Below are 16,816 nucleotides of genomic sequence, written 5' to 3'. Positions count from 1 at the left end.
GTGCGGCTCCTCAGGCGTTGGCGGGGGCTTCCTCGATGTCGCTGTCCGTGCGCTCGGCCGCGTCCTCCAGGACGATCCGGCCGATGATCTCGTAGCGTTCCGGCCGGCGGGCCCGCAGATACAGGCCCAGGCCGAGGCCGCCGAAGAAGACCAGCCCGACGATCCACGGGATGGCCTTGAAGAAGAGCGAGTCGGCGGCCGTACCGGCCGCGGTGTCCATGTTGACCACCAGCAGCACCACCACGGCGGTCATGCCGATCCCGCCGAGCAGGGGCGCGGTGAGGGTGCGGAACCAGTGCCGGTCCTCGGGGTGGTTCCTGCGGAAGTAGCCGATGACCGCGAAGGAGCACAGGGTCTGCACGATGAGGATGGCCATCGTGCCGAGGATCGCCAACAGCGTGTACAGGTGGATGTACGGGTCCTGCCCGGTCGCCCAGAACGCGCCGACGAGGGCGACGGCGATGACGGACTGCACGAAGGAGGCGAGATACGGCGAACCGTGTCGCGGGTGGGTGCGGCCGAGGGCGGGGTGCAGGAACCCCTCGCGGCCGATGGCGTACAGATAGCGCGCGGCGCACTGGTGGAAGGCCATGCCGCAGGCGAACGAGCCGGTGATCAGCAGCCACTGGAAGGCGTTGACCGCCCAGGCGCCGATGAAGGTGTGCGCGGGGGCGAAGAAGAGGTCGAGCGGGCTCGTCCCGGCGGACAGCTCGACGGCGCCGTTCAGTCCGTTGCCGGCGATGGTCATCCAGGAGACGTAGATGTAGAACAGGCCGACGCCGACGACGGAGATGAGCGTGGCGCGCGGGATGACCCGCTTGGGGTCGCGGGACTCCTCGCCGTACATCGCCGTCGACTCGAAGCCGACCCAGGACCAGAAGGCGAAGAACAGGCCGAGCCCGGCGGATGCGCCGGTGAAGGCGTTCTTCGGGTTGACCGGCTCGAGCGGGATGCCGTCCGGGCCGCCGCCGTGCACCAGGACGGCGGTGGCGACCGCGAAGAGGACGGCGATCTCCGCGATCAGCATGACGCCGAGCGCCTTGGCGGTGAGGTTGATGTCGAAGTACGCGAGGACGGCGGTGACCAGCAGCATGGCGGCGGCATAGAGGACCCAGGGCAGGTCGACGCCGAGCTGGTCGTGGACGGTGGTCTTCGCGAAGTAGGAGAAGACGCCGACGATGGACGCCTCGAAGACGATGTACGCGAGTACCGCGAGCATCCCGGAGGCCAGTCCGGCGATCCGCCCCAGGCCGTGCGAGATGTAGCCGTAGAAGGCGCCGGCCGCGGTGATCCGGCGGGCCATCGCGACGTAGCCGACGGAGAAGACCGTCAGCACGAGGGTGGCGAACAGATAGCCGGCCGGTGCGCCGGTGCCGTTGCCGTAGCCGACCGCGATGGGCAGGTTGCCGGTCATCGCGGTGATGGGTGCGGCGGTGGCCACCGCCATGAACACTACACCCACCAGTCCTACGGAATTCGCTTTGAGGCGTTGCACCTCTCGCGTGGGAGTCTCTGCCATTCCCGCCCCTCTCACCGTGCAGTCACAACGGAATCCGAAGATCACGTAGCCTTTTTCCTGCGGATACGACAGTGTGTCGGCCAAGTGACGCACGCCACAACAGACAGGGGGTCGCGCGATGGCCCACTCGGGGCGACGCAGTGTCGTGCCGGGCGGCCCGGTGATCGTCTCCGTGACCGCCCGGAGATGTCACCGCAACGCGGGCGCGGGTAGCGTCCGCTGCATGGACAGCCGCACCGACCACCGATTCGACACCCAGGGCACCGGGATCACCGTGCAGCGCGCACTGGAGCTGCCGGGTCTGCGCAGCGGGCTGCCCGAGGTGCTCGCCGGCGCCGACCGGCTGGGGCGCACCGTGCGCTGGGTGCACGCGGGCGAGGTGCCGAACATCGCCTCCCTGCTCAAGGGCGGCGAGCTGCTGCTGACCACGGGATACGGCGTCGGCACCCGTCCGGCAGAGCAGCGGGCGTTCGTGCGGACCCTGGCCGAGCGTGGCATCGCGGCGCTGGTGGTGGAGCTGGGCCCGCGCTTCGCCCGGCTGCCCGCACCGCTGGTGGACACGGCACGGGCGGCGGGGCTGCCGCTGGTCCAGCTGCACCGCGAGGTGCCGTTCGTGACGGTCACCGAGGAGATCCACACCGAGATCGTCAACGGCCACTACGCGCTGCTGCAGCGGGCGGAAGAAGTGCACCGGCGCTGCACGCAGGCCCTGCTGGGCGGCGGCGGGGTGCCCCAGGTCCTCGGCATCCTCGCCGACTTCAGCGACAACCCGGTCTTCCTGGAGACGGCCGACGGCCGGCTGCTGTACGCCGCCGGGGCCGGGCCGGAGGGCACCGATCCGCTCCAGGTGTGGGAGGGGCTGCGCGGCCCGCACAAGGACGCGCCGCCGCCGTCGGGTTCGGTGCTGGTGGACGTTCCCGGCGGCGGTCCGGGCACGGGCTCGGTGCGGGCGCGGCTGGTGCTGCTGCCGGTGCGCTCACCGCTGGCCCCCGTGCACCGGATCGCCGGTGAGCGGGCCGCGGGCATCCTCGCGGTGGTGCTGATGCAGGCCCGCCAGGAGGAGGAGCTTGCCGCGCGCGGGCGCGGCGACTTCCTCACCGACCTCGCCGAGGGCCGGATCACCGCAGAGGACGCCCCGGCGCAGGCCCGCGTCCTCGGCTTCAAACCGGGCTCAGGGCCGCTGCTGCCGGTGGTGATGCGGCTCGGCGACGCCCTCTCCCCCGGCGGCGGCTGGGCGGTGCTGGCCCGCGCCGTCTCCGAGGAACTGGCGGCGGTGGGCGTGCCGGTGCTGATCGGCGTACGCCCGGTCGAGGGCCGCGTGCTGGTCCTGCTGGGCCTGCGCTCGGAGTCGGAGCGGGCCGCGGTCGCCGACCGGGTCGCGGCGGCCCTGCGGGCGGGCGTGGAGCGAGCCGGGATGCAGCGGCCGGGCGCGCAGCCGCCGGTCGTGGTGGTCGGGGTCGCGGGCGGCTGGGCGGCGGCTTCGGCGGGCCTGCGGCACGCGGCGGAGACGGCGACGGCGGCGCAGGGCCTCACGGACCGCCCCTGGTACGACGCCCGCCGCCTGGACATCGACCTGCTGCTGTGGCGGCTGCGCGACCATCCGGACCTCGCGGCCTTCGTGGACCGCGCGATCGGGCCCCTGCGCGAGCACGACCGCACCTCGCGCCCCCCGCTGCTGCCCACCCTCGAGACGTACCTGGCGCACGCCGGCCGCAAGGCGGAGACGGCCCGCGAACTGCACCTGAACCGCCAGACTCTCTACAACCGCCTCGCCCGCATCGGCGAACTCCTCGGCACGGACCTCGACGACCCCCAGACGGTCCTGGCCCTCAGCCTGGCGCTGCGGGCCCGCCGACACGCCCCGTAGGCCCCTACAGCCACGGCGACGGCTGGGTCAACTCGTCGTAGACGCTCAGCACTTGCGCGACCGTCTCGTCCTCCGAGGGCCAGGTGGCAGCCTGGCGTGCGCCCTTGTGCCGCAGCCTCTCGCAGCGGCCGGGGTCGCCGAGCAGGGCGACCACACGGGCGGCGAGTGCGGCGGCGTCGCCGTACGGCACCAGCTCGGCGGCGTCGCCGACGAGTTCGCGGATGCCGCCGACGTCGGTCGCGACCAGCGGTACGCGCGCGTGGAGCGCCTCCTGGGCGAGCACCGACCGCGACTCCCAGCGGCTGGGCAGCAGCGCCAGATCCGCGGCGGCGAGCAGCTCGCCGACGTCGTCGCGGCGCCCGAGCAGCCGGACCGGCAGCCCTTCGTCCTCGATACGGCGCTGCAACTCCGGACGCAGCGGACCCTCCCCGGCGATCGCGACCAGCGGCGCCGGGTCCAGGGAGCGCCACGCGCGCGAGGCGTCCAGCAGGCGGTCGTATCCGCGGTGCCGGTCCAGGGAGCCGACCGCCAGCAGCAACGGGCGCCCCGTGGCGCCCAGTTCGGCCCGCACCTTGGGCCGCCGCCGTTCGGCCTCCTCGTCCGGCGCGGCCGAACGCGATCCGGGTACGGAGACCGCGGCCAGCCGGGCGTCCCGGGCGCCGGTGCGGCGGGCGACGTCCACCAGGACGGAGCTGGTCCCGAGCACCACGGAGGCGGTCCTCGCCACCCGCCGCTCCAGCAGTCGCAGCAGCTGGGCGCGCGGCCCCTCGGCGTACGCCCGGTCGTGCCAGGTGACGACGAGCGGGGTGCGGCGCCCGCTGAGCGCGAGCACGGCCCGGAAGGAGGCGTGCAGCCCGTGCGCGTGCACCACGTCGGCGTTGGCGCAGGCCGCCCGCAGCGCGGCGACGGACACCGGGTCGCTGCTGCGCGGCACGGCCACGTGATCGGCGCCGGCACCGGTGAAGTCGTAGGCGTGATCGGCCTCGTAGGGGGCGCACACGGTGACCTTCACGCCCCGTGCGACGAGCCCGGCGGCCAGCGAGCGCACATGGGCGCTGCTGCAGGCGTTGCCGCCGCCGAGCACCTGCACGGTGCGCAGCAACGGCCGACCGCGCGGTGACGGGCTGCTCGCGGGGGTCACGTGGCCGGGCTCCTGGGTCGGCGTGGGACGGTCACGAAGAGAACGTACAGAAGGATCGCGCGAAGGGGGTGGACCACACCGTTTCCTCCACCACTGACGCCAAGAATGCCAGCACGTACGGGCGTTCCGGGAACCCCGGGGGCGCACGCCGACCTCGTGCGCCTCCCGGCGTCACTCACACGAGTGAGCGGACCGCGCCCCCCTGCCCCTCGACCAGACCTGGCGCTACACGTCCGCGCGGGCCGTCGCCAGGAGTTCCTCCGCGTGGGCGCGGGCCGTCTCGGAGTCCTCCTGGCCGGCCAGCATCCGGGACAGTTCGCGGATGCGGTCCTCACCCTCCAGGACCTTCACGCCCGAGCGGGTCACCGAGCCGTCGTTGGTCTTCTCCACCAGCAGCTGCCGGTCGGCGAACGCGGCCACCTGCGGCAGGTGCGTGACGACGACGACCTGCGCGGACTTCGCCAGCCGCGCCAGGCGCCGCCCGATCTCCACCGCGGCCTTGCCGCCGACGCCGGCGTCGACCTCGTCGAAGAGATACGTCGGCACCGGGTCCGTGCCCGCGAACACGACCTCCACGGCCAGCATGACGCGGGACAGCTCACCGCCGGACGCACCCTTGGCGATCGGCCGCGGCGGCGCACCCGGGTGCGGAGCGAGCAGCAGCTCGACCTCGTCCACGCCGGACGGGCCGTAGCCGACCGTGCGCCCGTACACCTCGACGCCCTCCGGGTCGTCCGTCTGCCGGATGTCGAACGACACGCGCGCGTGCGGCATGGCCAGCGACGCCAGCTCCGCGGTCACGGCCGCCGCGAACCGCTCGGCGGCCTCGGTGCGCGCCTCGGTCAGCGCCTGCGCGAGCCCGCCGAGTTCGGCGCGCAGCCCGTCGCGTTCGGCGGTCAGCTCCTCGATGCGCTCGTCGTCGCCGTCGAGTTCGGTCAGCCGCTGCGCGCTGCGCTCGGCCCACGCCAGCACGGCGTTCACGTCCTCGCCGTACTTCCGCGTCAGCTGGGTGAGCGCCGCCCGGCGCTCCTCCACCGCCGCCAGCCGCAGCGGATCGGCGTCCAGGTCGTCGGCGTACCCCGCCAGCTCTCCGGCCACGTCCCCGAGCAGGATGCCGATCTCGCCGATCCGGTCGGCGAGCGCGGCCAGCGCCGGATCGTGCGACCGGACGGCCTCCAGGGCCCGCTGGGCGCCCGCGACCAGCGTGGTCGCGTCGATGCCCTCGGGGTCCTCGGGATTGCCCGCCAGCGCGGCGTGCGCGACCGTCGCGGCCGACGACAGCGCCTCCGCGTGCCCGAGCCGCTCGGCCTCCTCGGCCAGCTCGGTGTCCTCACCGGCGCGCGGCTCGACCGCGGTGATCTCGTCGAGACCGAAGCGCAGCAGGTCGGCCTCCTGGGCCCGCTCACGCGCGCGTGTCGTGATCTCCTCCAGCTCGGCGGCCACGGCCCGCAGCCGCTTGTACGCCTCGCGGTACTTGGTCAGCGGCACGGCGACCGCGTCCCCGGCGTACCGGTCCAGCGCCTCACGCTGCCGGGACAGCTTCAGCAGCCCCTGCTGGTCGGTCTGCCCGTGCACGGCCACCAGGTCGTCGGCCAGCTCCGCGAGCAGCCCCACGGGCACCGACCGCCCGCCCACGTGCGCCCGCGACCGGCCCTCGGCGGACACGGTGCGGCTGATCAGCAGCGCCCCGTCGTCCAGCTCGGCCCCGGCCTCCTCGGCCCGTACGACGGCCGTGGCGTCCGCGGGTACGGTGATCCGGCCCTCGACCACCGCCTTCTCGGCCCCCAGCCGCACGAGCGCCGCGTCGGCGCGGCCGCCCAGCAGCAGCCCGAGGCTGGTGACCACCATGGTCTTGCCCGCACCGGTCTCGCCGGTGACGGCGGTGAACCCGGGCGACAGCTCGACAACGGCGTCGTCGATGACACCGAGCGACCGTATCCGCATCTCTTCCAGCACGCACAAGACCATACGAGGTCCCGCAGGGCGATTGCGACCGCCCCGCCTTTGTCACCCACGCGAGCGAGGCGCCGTCGTTCTACCAAGGCGGCGTCGGCCTAGTGCGGCGCCCCGCGCCACCCCGAAACCGGCAACGCGAACTTCGCGACGAGGCGGTCCGTGAAGTTGGCGTGGTGCAGCCGCGCCAGCCGCACCGGCACGGCCCCCCGCCGCACCTCCACCCGCGCGCCCGGCGGCAGCTCCACCGTCCGCCGCCCGTCGCACCACAGCACCCCCGGAGGGACGTGCGGCAGCACCTCGACGGCCAGCACCGAGTCGGGCGCCGTCACGAGCGGCTTCGCGAACAGCGCGTGCGCCGAGATCGGCACCATCAGCAGCGCCTCGACCTCCGGCCACACCACCGGCCCGCCCGCCGAGAACGCGTACGCCGTCGACCCGGTCGGCGTCGCGCACACGATTCCGTCGCAGCCGAACCCGGTCACCGGCCGCCCGTCGATTTCCAGCACGACCTCGAGCATCCGCTCCGCGGACACCTTCTGCACGGCAGCCTCGTTCAGCGCCCAGTCGGTGTGCACGATGTCGCCGTTGCGGTGCACGACGACGTCGACGGTCATCCGCTCCTCGACCTCGTACGACCGCGCCACCACCCGGTCGACGACCTTCTCCAGGTCGTCCCGCTCGGCCTCGGCGAGGAACCCGACGCGCCCCAGGTTGACGCCGAGCATCGGCACCCCGGACGCCCGCGCGAACTCCGCGCCGCGCAGCAGCGTGCCGTCACCGCCGAGGACGATGAGCAGCTCGCACCCGTCGAGGCACTGCGGGGTCGCCTCCTTGACCAGCTGCACCTCGTCCGGCAGCGGCAGGTCGACCGCCTCCGCCTGAAGCACCCGCACCCCGATACCGGACCGCAGCAGGCCCTTGACCACGAGCTCGGCACTGCGCACGGCCGCCGGCCGTCCGGTGTGGGCGAGCAGGAAAACAGTACGAGCTCGGTTCTGCGTCAACGCGGCCCCTCCGCCACTGCACGGTCAACATCGGCCGGGTCCAGGGCGGGCGCCCCGGCACGCAGCCACAGAAAGTACTCGACGTTACCGGACGGCCCGGGCAGCGGAGACGCGGTGACACCCTTCACCCCGAGCCCCAGCTCCCACGCCTTCCCGGCGACACCCCGCACGGCCTCCGCCCGCAGCTGCGGACTCCGTACGACACCCCCGCTGCCCAGTCGCTCCTTCCCCACTTCGAACTGCGGCTTGACCATCATCACCAGATCGGCGTCCGGCGTCACGCACCGCACCAGCGCGGGCAGCACCAGAGCGAGCGGGATGAACGACAGGTCCCCCACGACCAGATCCACGGGCTTGCCGTCGATCGCCTCCAGCGTCAACTCGCGTACGTTCGTACGGTCCTTGACGGTGACGCGTTCATCGCTCTGCAACGTCCAGGCGAGCTGCCCGTACCCGACGTCCACCGCGACCACGTGCGCGGCACCGGCCCGCAGCAGCACATCCGTGAAGCCGCCCGTGGACGCGCCGGCGTCCAGCGCCCGCCGGCCCTCGACGGCCAGCCCCTGCGGCACGAAGGCCGCCAGCGCCCCGGCGAGCTTGTGCCCGCCGCGGGAGACGTAGTCGGGATCGCTGCCGTCGGCCCTGACGACGATCGCAGCCGCGGTCTCCACCTGCGTGGCGGGTTTGGTCGCGACGGTCTTGCCGACGGTGACCCGCCCCGCGGCGATCAGCTGGCTGGCGTGCTCACGCGAGCGCGCGAGCTTGCGGCGGACCAGCTCCGCGTCCAGACGGCGACGTGCGACTCCTGCCACGGTGCGTTCAGCTCCTGTTTCCATACGGCGAATCAAACGAGGTGACCCGAAGGGTCTCATTGAGGGGCGGTGGTCGGGTGACGGGTGGGAGCCGGAGGTCCCGGGCGGGCGTCGAGCGCGGTGAGCGCGTCGCGCAGCCCCCGATGTACATCCTCGTACACCTCGAGGTGTCCGTCCGTGGCGAGGTGGTCGGCATCGGCGAGCCGGTCCAGGGCGGCGTCGACGTCGGGGTTGCCGGTGGGGGTGCGGGGCACGGTCAGCGGGGCCGGGGCGGCGGGGTCGTAGGCCGGCTCGTCCGGGCCCCCCTCGTGCGCCTCGGCGTCGGGGACGGTGTCGTGCATGCCCAGACGCTACCTCGAAGCCCTGCGGTACCGTCGAGCGCGATGGCCACGATCGAGGAGTGCCGCAGCGCGCTCGACCAGCTTTCGGACAACATGCAGCGCGCCGAGGGCGACGTCCGCGAGGCCGCGGCCATGGACCGTTCGGTGAGCTGCCACATCAGGGACCTGGACGTCACCTTCGTCGGGCGGCTGACCGGCGGCCGGATCCGGGTGGACGACACCCTTGAAGGCCCGCCCCCCGAGCGGGCCGAGATCCGGCTGGCGATGGCCGGCGACGACCTGGTCGCTCTCGTGGACGGCGAGCTGAGCTTCGCGCGCGCCTGGGGCTCGGGCCGGGTGAGGCTGGAGGCGAGCCTGGTGGACCTGTTCCGGCTCAGGAAGCTGCTCTAGCCCCGTACGCGTGCTTTCCGCGCGGCCGGTACCACCAGCGGCGTGCCCGTCTCCGGGTCGTCGATGACCTGGCAGCGCAGACCGAAGACCTCCTCGACCAGCTCGGCCGTGACGATCTCCTTCGGTGCGCCCTCGGCGACGACCCGGCCGCCCTTGAGGGCGATCAGGTGTGTGGCGTACCGGGCCGCATGGTTGAGGTCGTGCAGGACCGCGACGAGCGTGCGGCCCTGTGCCTCGTGCAGCTCGGCGCACAGGTCGAGCACGTCGATCTGGTGCTGGATGTCGAGGTAGGTCGTCGGCTCGTCGAGCAGCATCAGCGGGGTCTGCTGGGCGAGCGCCATCGCGATCCACACCCGCTGCCGCTGTCCGCCGGACAGTTCGTCGACGTACCGGTCGGCGAGTTCGGCGACCCCGGTCTGCGCCATGGACTCCCGTACGACCCGCTCGTCCTCGCTGGACCACTGGCGCAGCAGGCCCTGGTGCGGGTAGCGGCCGCGGCCGACGAGGTCGGCGACCGTGATGCCGTCCGGCGCGAGCGACGACTGCGGCAGCAGGCCGAGGGTGCGGGCCACCTTCTTCGCCGGCATCGACTGTATGACCTGCCCGTCCAGCAGCACCCGGCCCTGGCTCGGCTTGAGCATCCGCGACAGCGCCCCCAGCAGCGTCGACTTGCCGCACGCGTTCGGTCCGACGATCACCGTGAAGGAGTGGTCGGGGATCTGAACCGACAGCTGCTCGGCGACGATGCGCTGATCGTAGGCAAGGGTGATGTTTTCCGCGGACAGGCGGTTCACGGGGCTCCTATCGGTGTTCTGGTGCGTGCCGCTCATATCCGGCCCGCCCGGCGCTCGGTGACCAGCAGCCACAGCAGGTAGACGCCGCCGAGCACGCCGGTGACCACGCCGACGGGCAGCTGGTCGGCGCCGAACAGCCGCTGCGAGGCGAAGTCGGCGGCCACCAGGAGGGCGGCGCCCATGCACAGCGACGGAAGGAGGTTCGGCCCCGGCGACCGGGTCAGGCGACGGGCGAGCTGCGGGGCGGTGAGGGCGACGAAGCCGACGGGTCCGGCGGCGGCCGTGGCGGTCGCGGTGAGCAGGACGGCGGCCACCATCAGCAGCATCCGTACGCGCTCGACGCGCACTCCGAGGGCGCCGGCCATGTCGTCGCCCATCTCCATCATCCTCAGGCCTTGGGCGTGGGCGAGGACCAGCGGCACCAGCACCGCGCACAGCACGAGCAGCGGCCACACCTGCTCCCAGCCGCGGCCGTTGAGCGAGCCGGTCATCCAGACGACGGCGCGGGCCGCGTCGACCAGGTCGGCCTTGGTGATGAGGTAGCCGTTGACGGCCGAGGCGACGGCCGAGACGCCGATGCCGACCAGGACCAGCCGGTAGCCGTGCACGCCCTGCTTCCAGGCCAGCAGATAGATGGCGAGGCCGGTCAGCAGGCCGCCGGCCAGCGCGCCGAGGGTGACCTGCGCGGTGTTGCCGCCGACCAGGACGATCACCACGAGCGCCCCGGCCGTCGAGCCCTGCCCGAGGCCCAGGACGTCCGGACTGCCCAGCGGGTTGCGGGAGACCGCCTGGAACAGCGCACCGCCCAGACCCAGCGCCGCCCCGACCAGCAGGCCGACCAGCACCCGCGGCAACCGCAGCTCCCGGATGACGAACTCCTGGCCCGGATTGCCTTCGCCGAGCAGCGTCCTGATCACGTCCCCGGCGGAGATCGGGAAGTCACCGGTGCCGATGAGCACGACGCTCGCGGCGAGCGCGACCACCAGCAGCAGGGCGACGACAACCAGCGCGCGTACGTCGAGGCGCAGCGACAGCCCGCCGGGGGTGCGCAGCGCGCGCAGGCCACGCCTCGTGCGCCCCGCAGTGCTCGCCTTCTTCACTGCCGTGCTCACAGCTGCGCCGTCCTCCGCCGTCGGACCAGGAAGATGAAGACCGGACCGCCCAGGACGGCGGTGACGACACCGACCTGGAGCTCCGAGGGCCGCACGGCGATCCGGCCGAGCACATCGGCGCCCAGCAGCAGCACGGGCGACAGGATGGTGGCGTACGGCAGGATCCAGCGCAGGTCGGGACCGGTGAAGGAGCGCACGACGTGCGGCACCATCAGCCCGACGAACAGGATCGGCCCGCAGGCGGCGGTGGCCGCCCCGCACAGCACGGTGGCGGCGAGCATGGCCAGCGCCCGGGTCCGGTCGAGGTGGGCGCCGAGCGCCTTGGCGGTCTCGTCGCCCATGGCCATCGCGTTCAGCGGGCGGGCGAGGGAGAGCGCCAGCACCGTCCCGGCCGCGAAGAACGGCAGCACCTGCTTGACGGTCCCGTCGGTGGCGGAGTTCAGCGAGCCCACGGTCCAGAAGCGCATCTTGCCGAGCGCCGCGTCGTCCGTGATCATCACGGCCTGTACGAACCCGTACAGCGCGGCGGTGATCGCGGTCCCTGCGAGCGCGAGCCGGACCGGGGTGGCGCCCCGGCTGCCGCCGAGGAACCACACCAGCGCGCCCACGACGGCGGCCCCGAGGAAGGCGAACCACACATAGCCGGTCAGGCTGGTGACGCCGAGATAGGTGATGGCCGTGACGACCGCGGCGGACGCGCCCGCGTTGATACCGAGCAGCCCCGGATCGGCGAGCGGGTTGCGGGTGAGCGCCTGGAGCACGGCCCCCGACAGCCCGAGCGCCGCTCCGGCGAGCAGCCCGAGCACGGTCCGCGCGAGCCGGTCGTCGACCACGACGTCGCCGTACGTCCCGGTGTCGTGGAACAAACCGTGCCAGACCTGCCCCACAGACAGCTGTTTGGCGCCGACGGCGATGCTCGCCACGACGAGGAGCGCCAGAAGCGCCACGGCGACCAGCAGCCCGACGGCACGGAGCGCCCGGCGGCTCGGGGGCGCGGGAGCGGTCGCCGCGCGCTGTTCGGGAGGACTGTCGACCAACACGAAGTTAGGTTAGCCTACCCTCGCTCTGGTCCACGATCCCCGGTCGTAGTGACTGGTCCGCTCCCGGTCACAGCCGTCTGCGCACACCGGACACCGGACCCCGGCTCACAGCCCCAGCCGGGCCAGCGCCTTCCCCGCGTCCAGCTCGCACACACCGTCCCCGGCCGCCGTCCAGGCCGCCGCGCACAGCGCCCGCAGACCCTCCAGCGCCTCACCGTCCCCGCTCAGCACCAGCTGCTCCTCCGCGGCACGCGCCGTCCACCCGCCGCACCGGAAACCGTCACGCTCCTCGGTGATCTCCGGCTGCCCGGTGAGCATCCCGCGCAGATCCGCGTCGACATACGTCGGCCGGTGCTGCGGCGGCGCGGCGAGCAACTGCGCGCCGTCGGTGACCCCGGTCAGCACGAGCAGCGCGTCGACCCCGCCGTTGAACGCCCCCTCGATGTCCGTGTCCAGCCGGTCGCCCACCACCAGCGGCCGCTTCGCACCCGTGCGCAGGATGGTCTCCCGGTGCATGGGGGGCAGCGGCTTGCCCGCGACCTGCGGCTCGGCGCCGGTCGCGATCCGCACCACCTCCACGGCGGCGCCGTTGCCCGGCGCGATCCCCCGCCCGCTGGGAATCGTCAGATCGGTATTGGACGCGAACCACGGCACCCCGCGCGCGACCGCGTAGGACGCCTCCGCGAACCGCCCCCACGACAGCTCCGGCCCGCCGTACCCCTGCACCACCGCCACCGGGTCGTCGTCCGCCGACTCCACGGGCACCAGGTCGCGCTCGCGCAGCGCCACCCGCAGCCCCTCACCGCCGATCACCAGCACCCGCGCACCCGCCGGCACCTGCTCACTGATCAGCCGGGCCACCGCCTGCGCGGACGTGATGACGTCCTCCGCGCCCGTCGGTATGCCCAGCTCGGTCAGATGCTCCGCGACGACGTCCGGGGTGCGCAGCGCGTTGTTCGTGACGTACGCGAGATGCATCCCGCCCGCCCGCGCCCGCTCCAGCGACTCCACGGCGTGCGCGATCGCGTTCCCGCCCGCGTACACCACCCCGTCCAGGTCGAGCAGCGCAGTGTCGTACGCCTCGCTCAGGGCCTGGCCACTGCCCTCGGGCCTCGTCCTGACGCTCCGGCTCATTGCACATCGCTCCTCGGGTCGCATGCTCTTTCCCCCGATCATCGCGCATGCCACTGACACACGTACGATGCCGGGATGGACACAGCAGGTCACTCGGAAGCGACGGCGCGCCGGGGCCTCGAACTCACCCCGTTCCGAGGTCTGCGCTACGACCCGGACCGGGTCGGCAGCCTGGCCGCCGTCACCTCACCGCCGTACGACGTCGTGGTCCGCCCCGACGGCCTGCACCACCTCCAGTCGTCGGACCCTTACAACATCGTCCGCCTCATCCTGCCCGAGGCCGGCACCCCGAGTGCCCGCAACGAGCAGGCCGCCGACACCCTGCGCCGCTGGCTCGACGAGGGCGTCCTCACCGCGGACCCCGAACCCGGTCTCTACGTCTACGAACAGCGCGACGGCGACGGCATGCTCCAGCGCGGCCTGATCGGCGCCCTGCGCGTGACCGACCCGGACGACGGCCTGGTCCTGCCGCACGAGGACGTCATGCCGCACGTGGTCGCCGACCGCGCCGCCCTGATGCGCGCGACCTCCGCGAACCTCGAACCGCTGCTGCTGACCTACCGCGGCAACGGCCCCACGGCCCCCGCCACCCGGGCCGTCGAGCGTGCCGCGGAGCAGCCCCCGCTGCTGTCGACGACCACCGAGGACGGCTTCACCCACCGCCTGTGGGCCGTCACCGACCCGGCCGAACTGGCCGCGATCCAGGCCGACCTGGCCCACCACCAGGCTCTGATCGCCGACGGCCACCACCGCTGGGCCACCTACCGCCGGCTGCGCGAGGAACACCCCTCCCCCGGCCCCTGGGACTACGGCCTGGTCCTGCTCGTCGACACCGCCCGCTACCCGCTGCGCGTCCGCGCCATCCACCGGCTCCTGCACGGCCTGCCGGTCGCGGACGCGGTCGCCGCCGTCGAGGACCACTTCCGCGTGCAGCGGCTGGACGTGGCGCTGCCGGAGGCCATGGAGGCCCTCGCCGACGCGGCCTGCGCCGGCAACGCCTTCCTGCTGGCCGGCGACGGCGCCTTCCACCTCCTCGACCGGCCCGATCCGGCGCTGCTGGCCCGCACGATCCCCGCCGACCGCCCAGCGGCCTGGCGCACCCTGGACGCGACGGTCCTGCACGCCACGCTGCTGGAACACGTCTGGCGCATCCCCGAGGACTCCCCGGCCCACATCGCCTACATCCACGACACGGCCGCCACCGTCACCAAGGCCGAACACGACGGCTCCACGGCGGTCCTGTTGCACCCGGTGCGCGAGGAGGTCGTCCGCGACCTCGCCCGCCACGGCGTCACCCTGCCCCGCAAGTCGACGTCCTTCGGTCCGAAACCGGCCTCCGGCCTGGTCCTGCGCGCCCTCGACCTCTGAACCCCTCGATCTTCCGGCCGACGGCACAACGACAAAAGGGCGGGCCCCCGGTGAACCGGGGAGCCCGCCCTCTGCTGTCACGGCCGTCAGTCGTTGTCGCTGTCCTTGTCGCTGTCGACGGCCTCGGCGTCGTCATCGACGGCGTCGTCATCGACGGCAGCGTCGGCGTCGGCGGCGTCGGCGTCGGCGGCGGCGGCGTCCTTCTCCTCGGAGGTCTTCGCGACCTCCGAGGCCTCCAGGACCTCCGCGATCTCCGGGGCGGCCGCATCCTCGTCCAGGGCGTCGACGAACTCCACACCGTCCAGCTCGGCAAGCCGGTCCGAGGCGTCGGTGCTGCCGTCCCGGTCCGCCTCGACGGCCTTGGCGAACCACTCGCGCGCTTCGTCCTTGCGGCCGGCCGCCAGCAGCGCGTCGGCGTACGCATAGCGCAGGCGCGCGGTCCACGGCTGGACCGAGTTGGAGGCCAGCTCGGGGCTCTGCAGCGTCACGATGGCCGCGTCGAGCTGCCCCAAGTCCCGCCGGGCACCGGCCGCGACGAGCCGCATCTCGACCTGGCCGGCCTTGTCCAGCTTGTGCACCTCGGGGGCGCCGGCCATGTCCAGCGCCTTCTCGGGCCGCCCGAGCCCACGCTCGCAGTCGGCCATCACGGGCCACAGGTCGGTGTTGCCGGTCATACGCCGGGCCGCGCGGAACTCGGCGAGCGCCTCGCTGTACTTCTGGCTGGCGTACGCCGCGAAACCGGCGGCCTCCCGCACGGCGGCGACGCGCGACGCGAGCCGCAGGGCCACCTTGGAGTAGCCGTAGGCGCCCTCGGGGTCCTCGTCGATGAGCCGCGCGACCATCACCAGGTTCTTGGCGACGTCGTCCGCGAGCGTCTTCGGCAGGCTCTGCAGCTCCTGGCGTACGTCCTTGTCGATCTCCTCGCCGGTGACGTCCGGCGGGATCGGCAGCCGCTTGATCGGCTCGCGGTCGCGGTCGCGGTCGTCACGGAAGCGTCCGCCGCCGCGCCGGTCATCGCGCCGGTCGTCCCGACGGTCGTCCCGGCCACGGAAACCGCCCGGCCGGCCACCGCGGTCGTCACGACGGGGCCCGCGATCGCCACGGTCGTCCCGGCCACGGAAGCCACCACGCTCGCCGCCACGGTCTCCACCACGGTCGCCGAAGCGACGCTCGCCGGTGCGCTCGCCGCCACGGTCACCGAAGCGACGCTCGCCGGCACGGTCGTCCCGACGGTCGTCGCGCCGATCGTCACGGCGGTCATCACGTCGGTCGTCACGGCGGTCGTCACGGCGGAAACCACCGCGGTCACCGCGGTCGTCCCGACGGAAGCCGCCACGGTCGCCGCGGTCGTCACGGGGCGCGTAGCCTCCACGGTCGCGGTCGTCACGACGGTCGTCCCGCCTGTCGTCACGGCGGTCGTCACGGCGGAACCCACCGCGGTCGCCCCGGTCGTCCCGCCGGCCGAAACCACCGCGGTTGTCGTCACGACGGAAGCCCGGACGGTCACCGCCACGGTCGCCGCGGTCGTCACGACGGAAGCCCGGACGATCGCCACGGTCGCCGCGGTCGTCACGACGGAACGGGGGACGGTCACCGCCGCGGTCGTCACGGCGGAAGCCCGGACGGTCACCACCGCGGTCGTCACGGCGGAAACCGGGACGGTCACCACCGCGGTCGCCGCGGTCGTCACGACGGGAGCCCGGACGGTCACCACCGCGGTCGCCGCGGTCGTCACGACGGAACGGGGGACGGTCACCACCGCGGTCGTCACGACGGAAACCGGGACGGTCACCACCGCGGTCGCCGCGGTCGTCACGACGGAACGGGGGACGGTCACCACCGCGGTCGCCGCGGTCGTCACGACGGAACGGGGGACGGTCACCACCGCGGTCATCACGCTGCGGTCCCCGGTCCCGGTCTTCGCGCCGACCGAAACCACCACGGTTGTCGTCCCGCCGGACCCCACCGCGGTCACCACGGTCGCCCCGGTCATCACGGCGGAAGCCGCCGCGGTCGCCACCGTCACGACGGCCGTAACCGCCACGGTCACGGTCGTTGCCGCCGCGGAAGCCGCCACGGTCGCCGCGTTCCCCGCCCTCCCGGCGCCGCTGATCGCGCTCCGGACGGTCGTCGGGAGAGTTGGTGGACATCGGTGACTCCTGTCTTCGGTACTACAAGCATTGTAAAAACAAAAGGACCCCTGGTCCCAGCTGAACGCTGGTGACCAGGGGTCCTTCCCAAAGATTGTTCGGCGGCGTCCTACTCTCCCACAGGGTCCCCCCTGCAGTACCATCGGCGCTGTAAGGCTTAGCTTCCGGGTTCGAAATGTAACCGGGCG

Annotated in this window: 14 protein-coding genes and 1 rRNA gene; 3 read left to right on the top strand and 12 right to left on the bottom strand. The window is 73.3% G+C overall.

Annotated features, from left to right (window positions below; translation table 11 throughout):
• Positions 1 to 10: 10 nt before the first annotated feature.
• On the bottom strand, positions 11 to 1,519 hold the full coding sequence (locus ACF1GV_RS36230) for an APC family permease (RefSeq protein WP_391689807.1): 1,509 nt from the start codon (positions 1,517 to 1,519) through the stop codon (positions 11 to 13).
• A 223-nt stretch (positions 1,520 to 1,742) separates the two neighbouring features.
• Here ACF1GV_RS36230 and ACF1GV_RS36225 point away from each other — a divergent pair, with 223 nt between their 5' ends.
• The gene (locus ACF1GV_RS36225) at positions 1,743 to 3,386 is read left to right on the top strand and encodes a PucR family transcriptional regulator (protein WP_391689804.1); all 1,644 of its coding nucleotides are present in this window, start codon (positions 1,743 to 1,745) and stop codon (positions 3,384 to 3,386) included.
• 4 nt (positions 3,387 to 3,390) lie between these two features.
• Here the strand turns inward: ACF1GV_RS36225 and ACF1GV_RS36220 are convergent, their stop codons facing one another.
• The 5 genes from ACF1GV_RS36220 to ACF1GV_RS36200 form a co-directional block, all read right to left on the bottom strand.
• Complete coding sequence (locus tag ACF1GV_RS36220) at positions 3,391 to 4,527, bottom strand: glycosyltransferase family 4 protein (RefSeq protein WP_391689801.1); 1,137 nt, start codon at positions 4,525 to 4,527, stop codon at positions 3,391 to 3,393.
• Between the two features lie 225 nt (positions 4,528 to 4,752).
• The gene (gene recN, locus ACF1GV_RS36215) at positions 4,753 to 6,495 is read right to left on the bottom strand and encodes a DNA repair protein RecN (protein ID WP_391689798.1); all 1,743 of its coding nucleotides are present in this window, start codon (positions 6,493 to 6,495) and stop codon (positions 4,753 to 4,755) included.
• An 86-nt stretch (positions 6,496 to 6,581) separates the two neighbouring features.
• Positions 6,582 to 7,487, bottom strand: coding sequence for an NAD kinase (locus ACF1GV_RS36210; RefSeq protein WP_103786058.1), 906 nt, complete (start codon positions 7,485 to 7,487; stop codon positions 6,582 to 6,584).
• Positions 7,484 to 8,299 (bottom strand): TlyA family RNA methyltransferase, encoded by an 816-nt coding sequence (locus tag ACF1GV_RS36205; protein ID WP_391689794.1) that lies wholly within the window; start codon positions 8,297 to 8,299, stop codon positions 7,484 to 7,486. Before ACF1GV_RS36205 ends, ACF1GV_RS36210 begins: the two co-directional genes overlap by 4 nt.
• A gap of 56 nt (positions 8,300 to 8,355) precedes the next feature.
• Complete coding sequence (locus tag ACF1GV_RS36200) at positions 8,356 to 8,640, bottom strand: hypothetical protein (RefSeq protein WP_391689791.1); 285 nt, start codon at positions 8,638 to 8,640, stop codon at positions 8,356 to 8,358.
• A 42-nt stretch (positions 8,641 to 8,682) separates the two neighbouring features.
• On the opposite strand from ACF1GV_RS36200, the gene ACF1GV_RS36195 reads away from it, so the two are divergent.
• On the top strand, positions 8,683 to 9,030 hold the full coding sequence (locus ACF1GV_RS36195) for a sterol-binding protein (protein ID WP_363266946.1): 348 nt from the start codon (positions 8,683 to 8,685) through the stop codon (positions 9,028 to 9,030).
• Here ACF1GV_RS36195 and ACF1GV_RS36190 read toward each other — a convergent pair.
• From ACF1GV_RS36190 to ACF1GV_RS36175, 4 genes are all read right to left on the bottom strand, one after another.
• The gene (locus ACF1GV_RS36190; RefSeq protein ID WP_391689787.1) at positions 9,027 to 9,860 is read right to left on the bottom strand and encodes an ABC transporter ATP-binding protein; all 834 of its coding nucleotides are present in this window, start codon (positions 9,858 to 9,860) and stop codon (positions 9,027 to 9,029) included. The genes ACF1GV_RS36195 and ACF1GV_RS36190 overlap by 4 nt on opposite strands.
• Entirely contained in the window at positions 9,857 to 10,936 is a 1,080-nt protein-coding gene (locus ACF1GV_RS36185) for a FecCD family ABC transporter permease (RefSeq protein ID WP_391689784.1), read from the bottom strand. Before ACF1GV_RS36185 ends, ACF1GV_RS36190 begins: the two co-directional genes overlap by 4 nt.
• On the bottom strand, positions 10,933 to 11,976 hold the full coding sequence (locus tag ACF1GV_RS36180) for a FecCD family ABC transporter permease (RefSeq protein ID WP_391689781.1): 1,044 nt from the start codon (positions 11,974 to 11,976) through the stop codon (positions 10,933 to 10,935). The genes ACF1GV_RS36185 and ACF1GV_RS36180 overlap by 4 nt, the downstream gene beginning before the upstream one ends.
• A 105-nt stretch (positions 11,977 to 12,081) precedes the next feature.
• Complete coding sequence (locus tag ACF1GV_RS36175; protein ID WP_391689777.1) at positions 12,082 to 13,110, bottom strand: HAD hydrolase-like protein; 1,029 nt, start codon at positions 13,108 to 13,110, stop codon at positions 12,082 to 12,084.
• A 75-nt stretch (positions 13,111 to 13,185) separates the two neighbouring features.
• On the opposite strand from ACF1GV_RS36175, the gene ACF1GV_RS36170 reads away from it, so the two are divergent.
• On the top strand, positions 13,186 to 14,478 hold the full coding sequence (locus ACF1GV_RS36170) for a DUF1015 domain-containing protein (protein ID WP_391689774.1): 1,293 nt from the start codon (positions 13,186 to 13,188) through the stop codon (positions 14,476 to 14,478).
• An 86-nt stretch (positions 14,479 to 14,564) separates the two neighbouring features.
• Here ACF1GV_RS36170 and ACF1GV_RS36165 read toward each other — a convergent pair whose 3' ends face one another.
• Positions 14,565 to 15,428, bottom strand: a complete 864-nt coding sequence (locus ACF1GV_RS36165) for a tetratricopeptide repeat protein (protein WP_391690137.1) — start codon at positions 15,426 to 15,428, stop codon at positions 14,565 to 14,567.
• Positions 15,429 to 16,724: 1,296 nt separating this feature from the next.
• A 5S ribosomal RNA gene (rrf, locus tag ACF1GV_RS36160) occupies positions 16,725 to 16,816 on the bottom strand; the annotation flags it as partial.

The organism is Streptomyces sp. NPDC014006 (assembly GCF_043088925.1).
In the GTDB taxonomy this organism is placed as follows: Bacteria; Actinomycetota; Actinomycetes; order Streptomycetales; family Streptomycetaceae; genus Streptomyces.
This window is presented reverse-complemented; position numbering and strand designations above follow the sequence as displayed.

Bases quoted from the DNA above. Each gene is read 5' to 3' on its own strand.
- ACF1GV_RS36230 (WP_391689807.1), bottom strand. From the start codon at position 1,519: ATGGCAGAGACTCCCACGCGAGAGGTGCAACGCCTCAAAGCGAATTCC.
- ACF1GV_RS36225 (WP_391689804.1), top strand. From the start codon at position 1,743: ATGGACAGCCGCACCGACCACCGATTCGACACCCAGGGCACCGGGATC.
- recN (WP_391689798.1), bottom strand. From the start codon at position 6,495: ATGGTCTTGTGCGTGCTGGAAGAGATGCGGATACGGTCGCTCGGTGTC.
- ACF1GV_RS36200 (WP_391689791.1), bottom strand. From the start codon at position 8,640: ATGCACGACACCGTCCCCGACGCCGAGGCGCACGAGGGGGGCCCGGAC.
- ACF1GV_RS36195 (WP_363266946.1), top strand. From the start codon at position 8,683: ATGGCCACGATCGAGGAGTGCCGCAGCGCGCTCGACCAGCTTTCGGAC.
- ACF1GV_RS36190 (WP_391689787.1), bottom strand. From the start codon at position 9,860: ATGAGCGGCACGCACCAGAACACCGATAGGAGCCCCGTGAACCGCCTG.
- ACF1GV_RS36175 (WP_391689777.1), bottom strand. From the start codon at position 13,110: ATGAGCCGGAGCGTCAGGACGAGGCCCGAGGGCAGTGGCCAGGCCCTG.
- ACF1GV_RS36170 (WP_391689774.1), top strand. From the start codon at position 13,186: ATGGACACAGCAGGTCACTCGGAAGCGACGGCGCGCCGGGGCCTCGAA.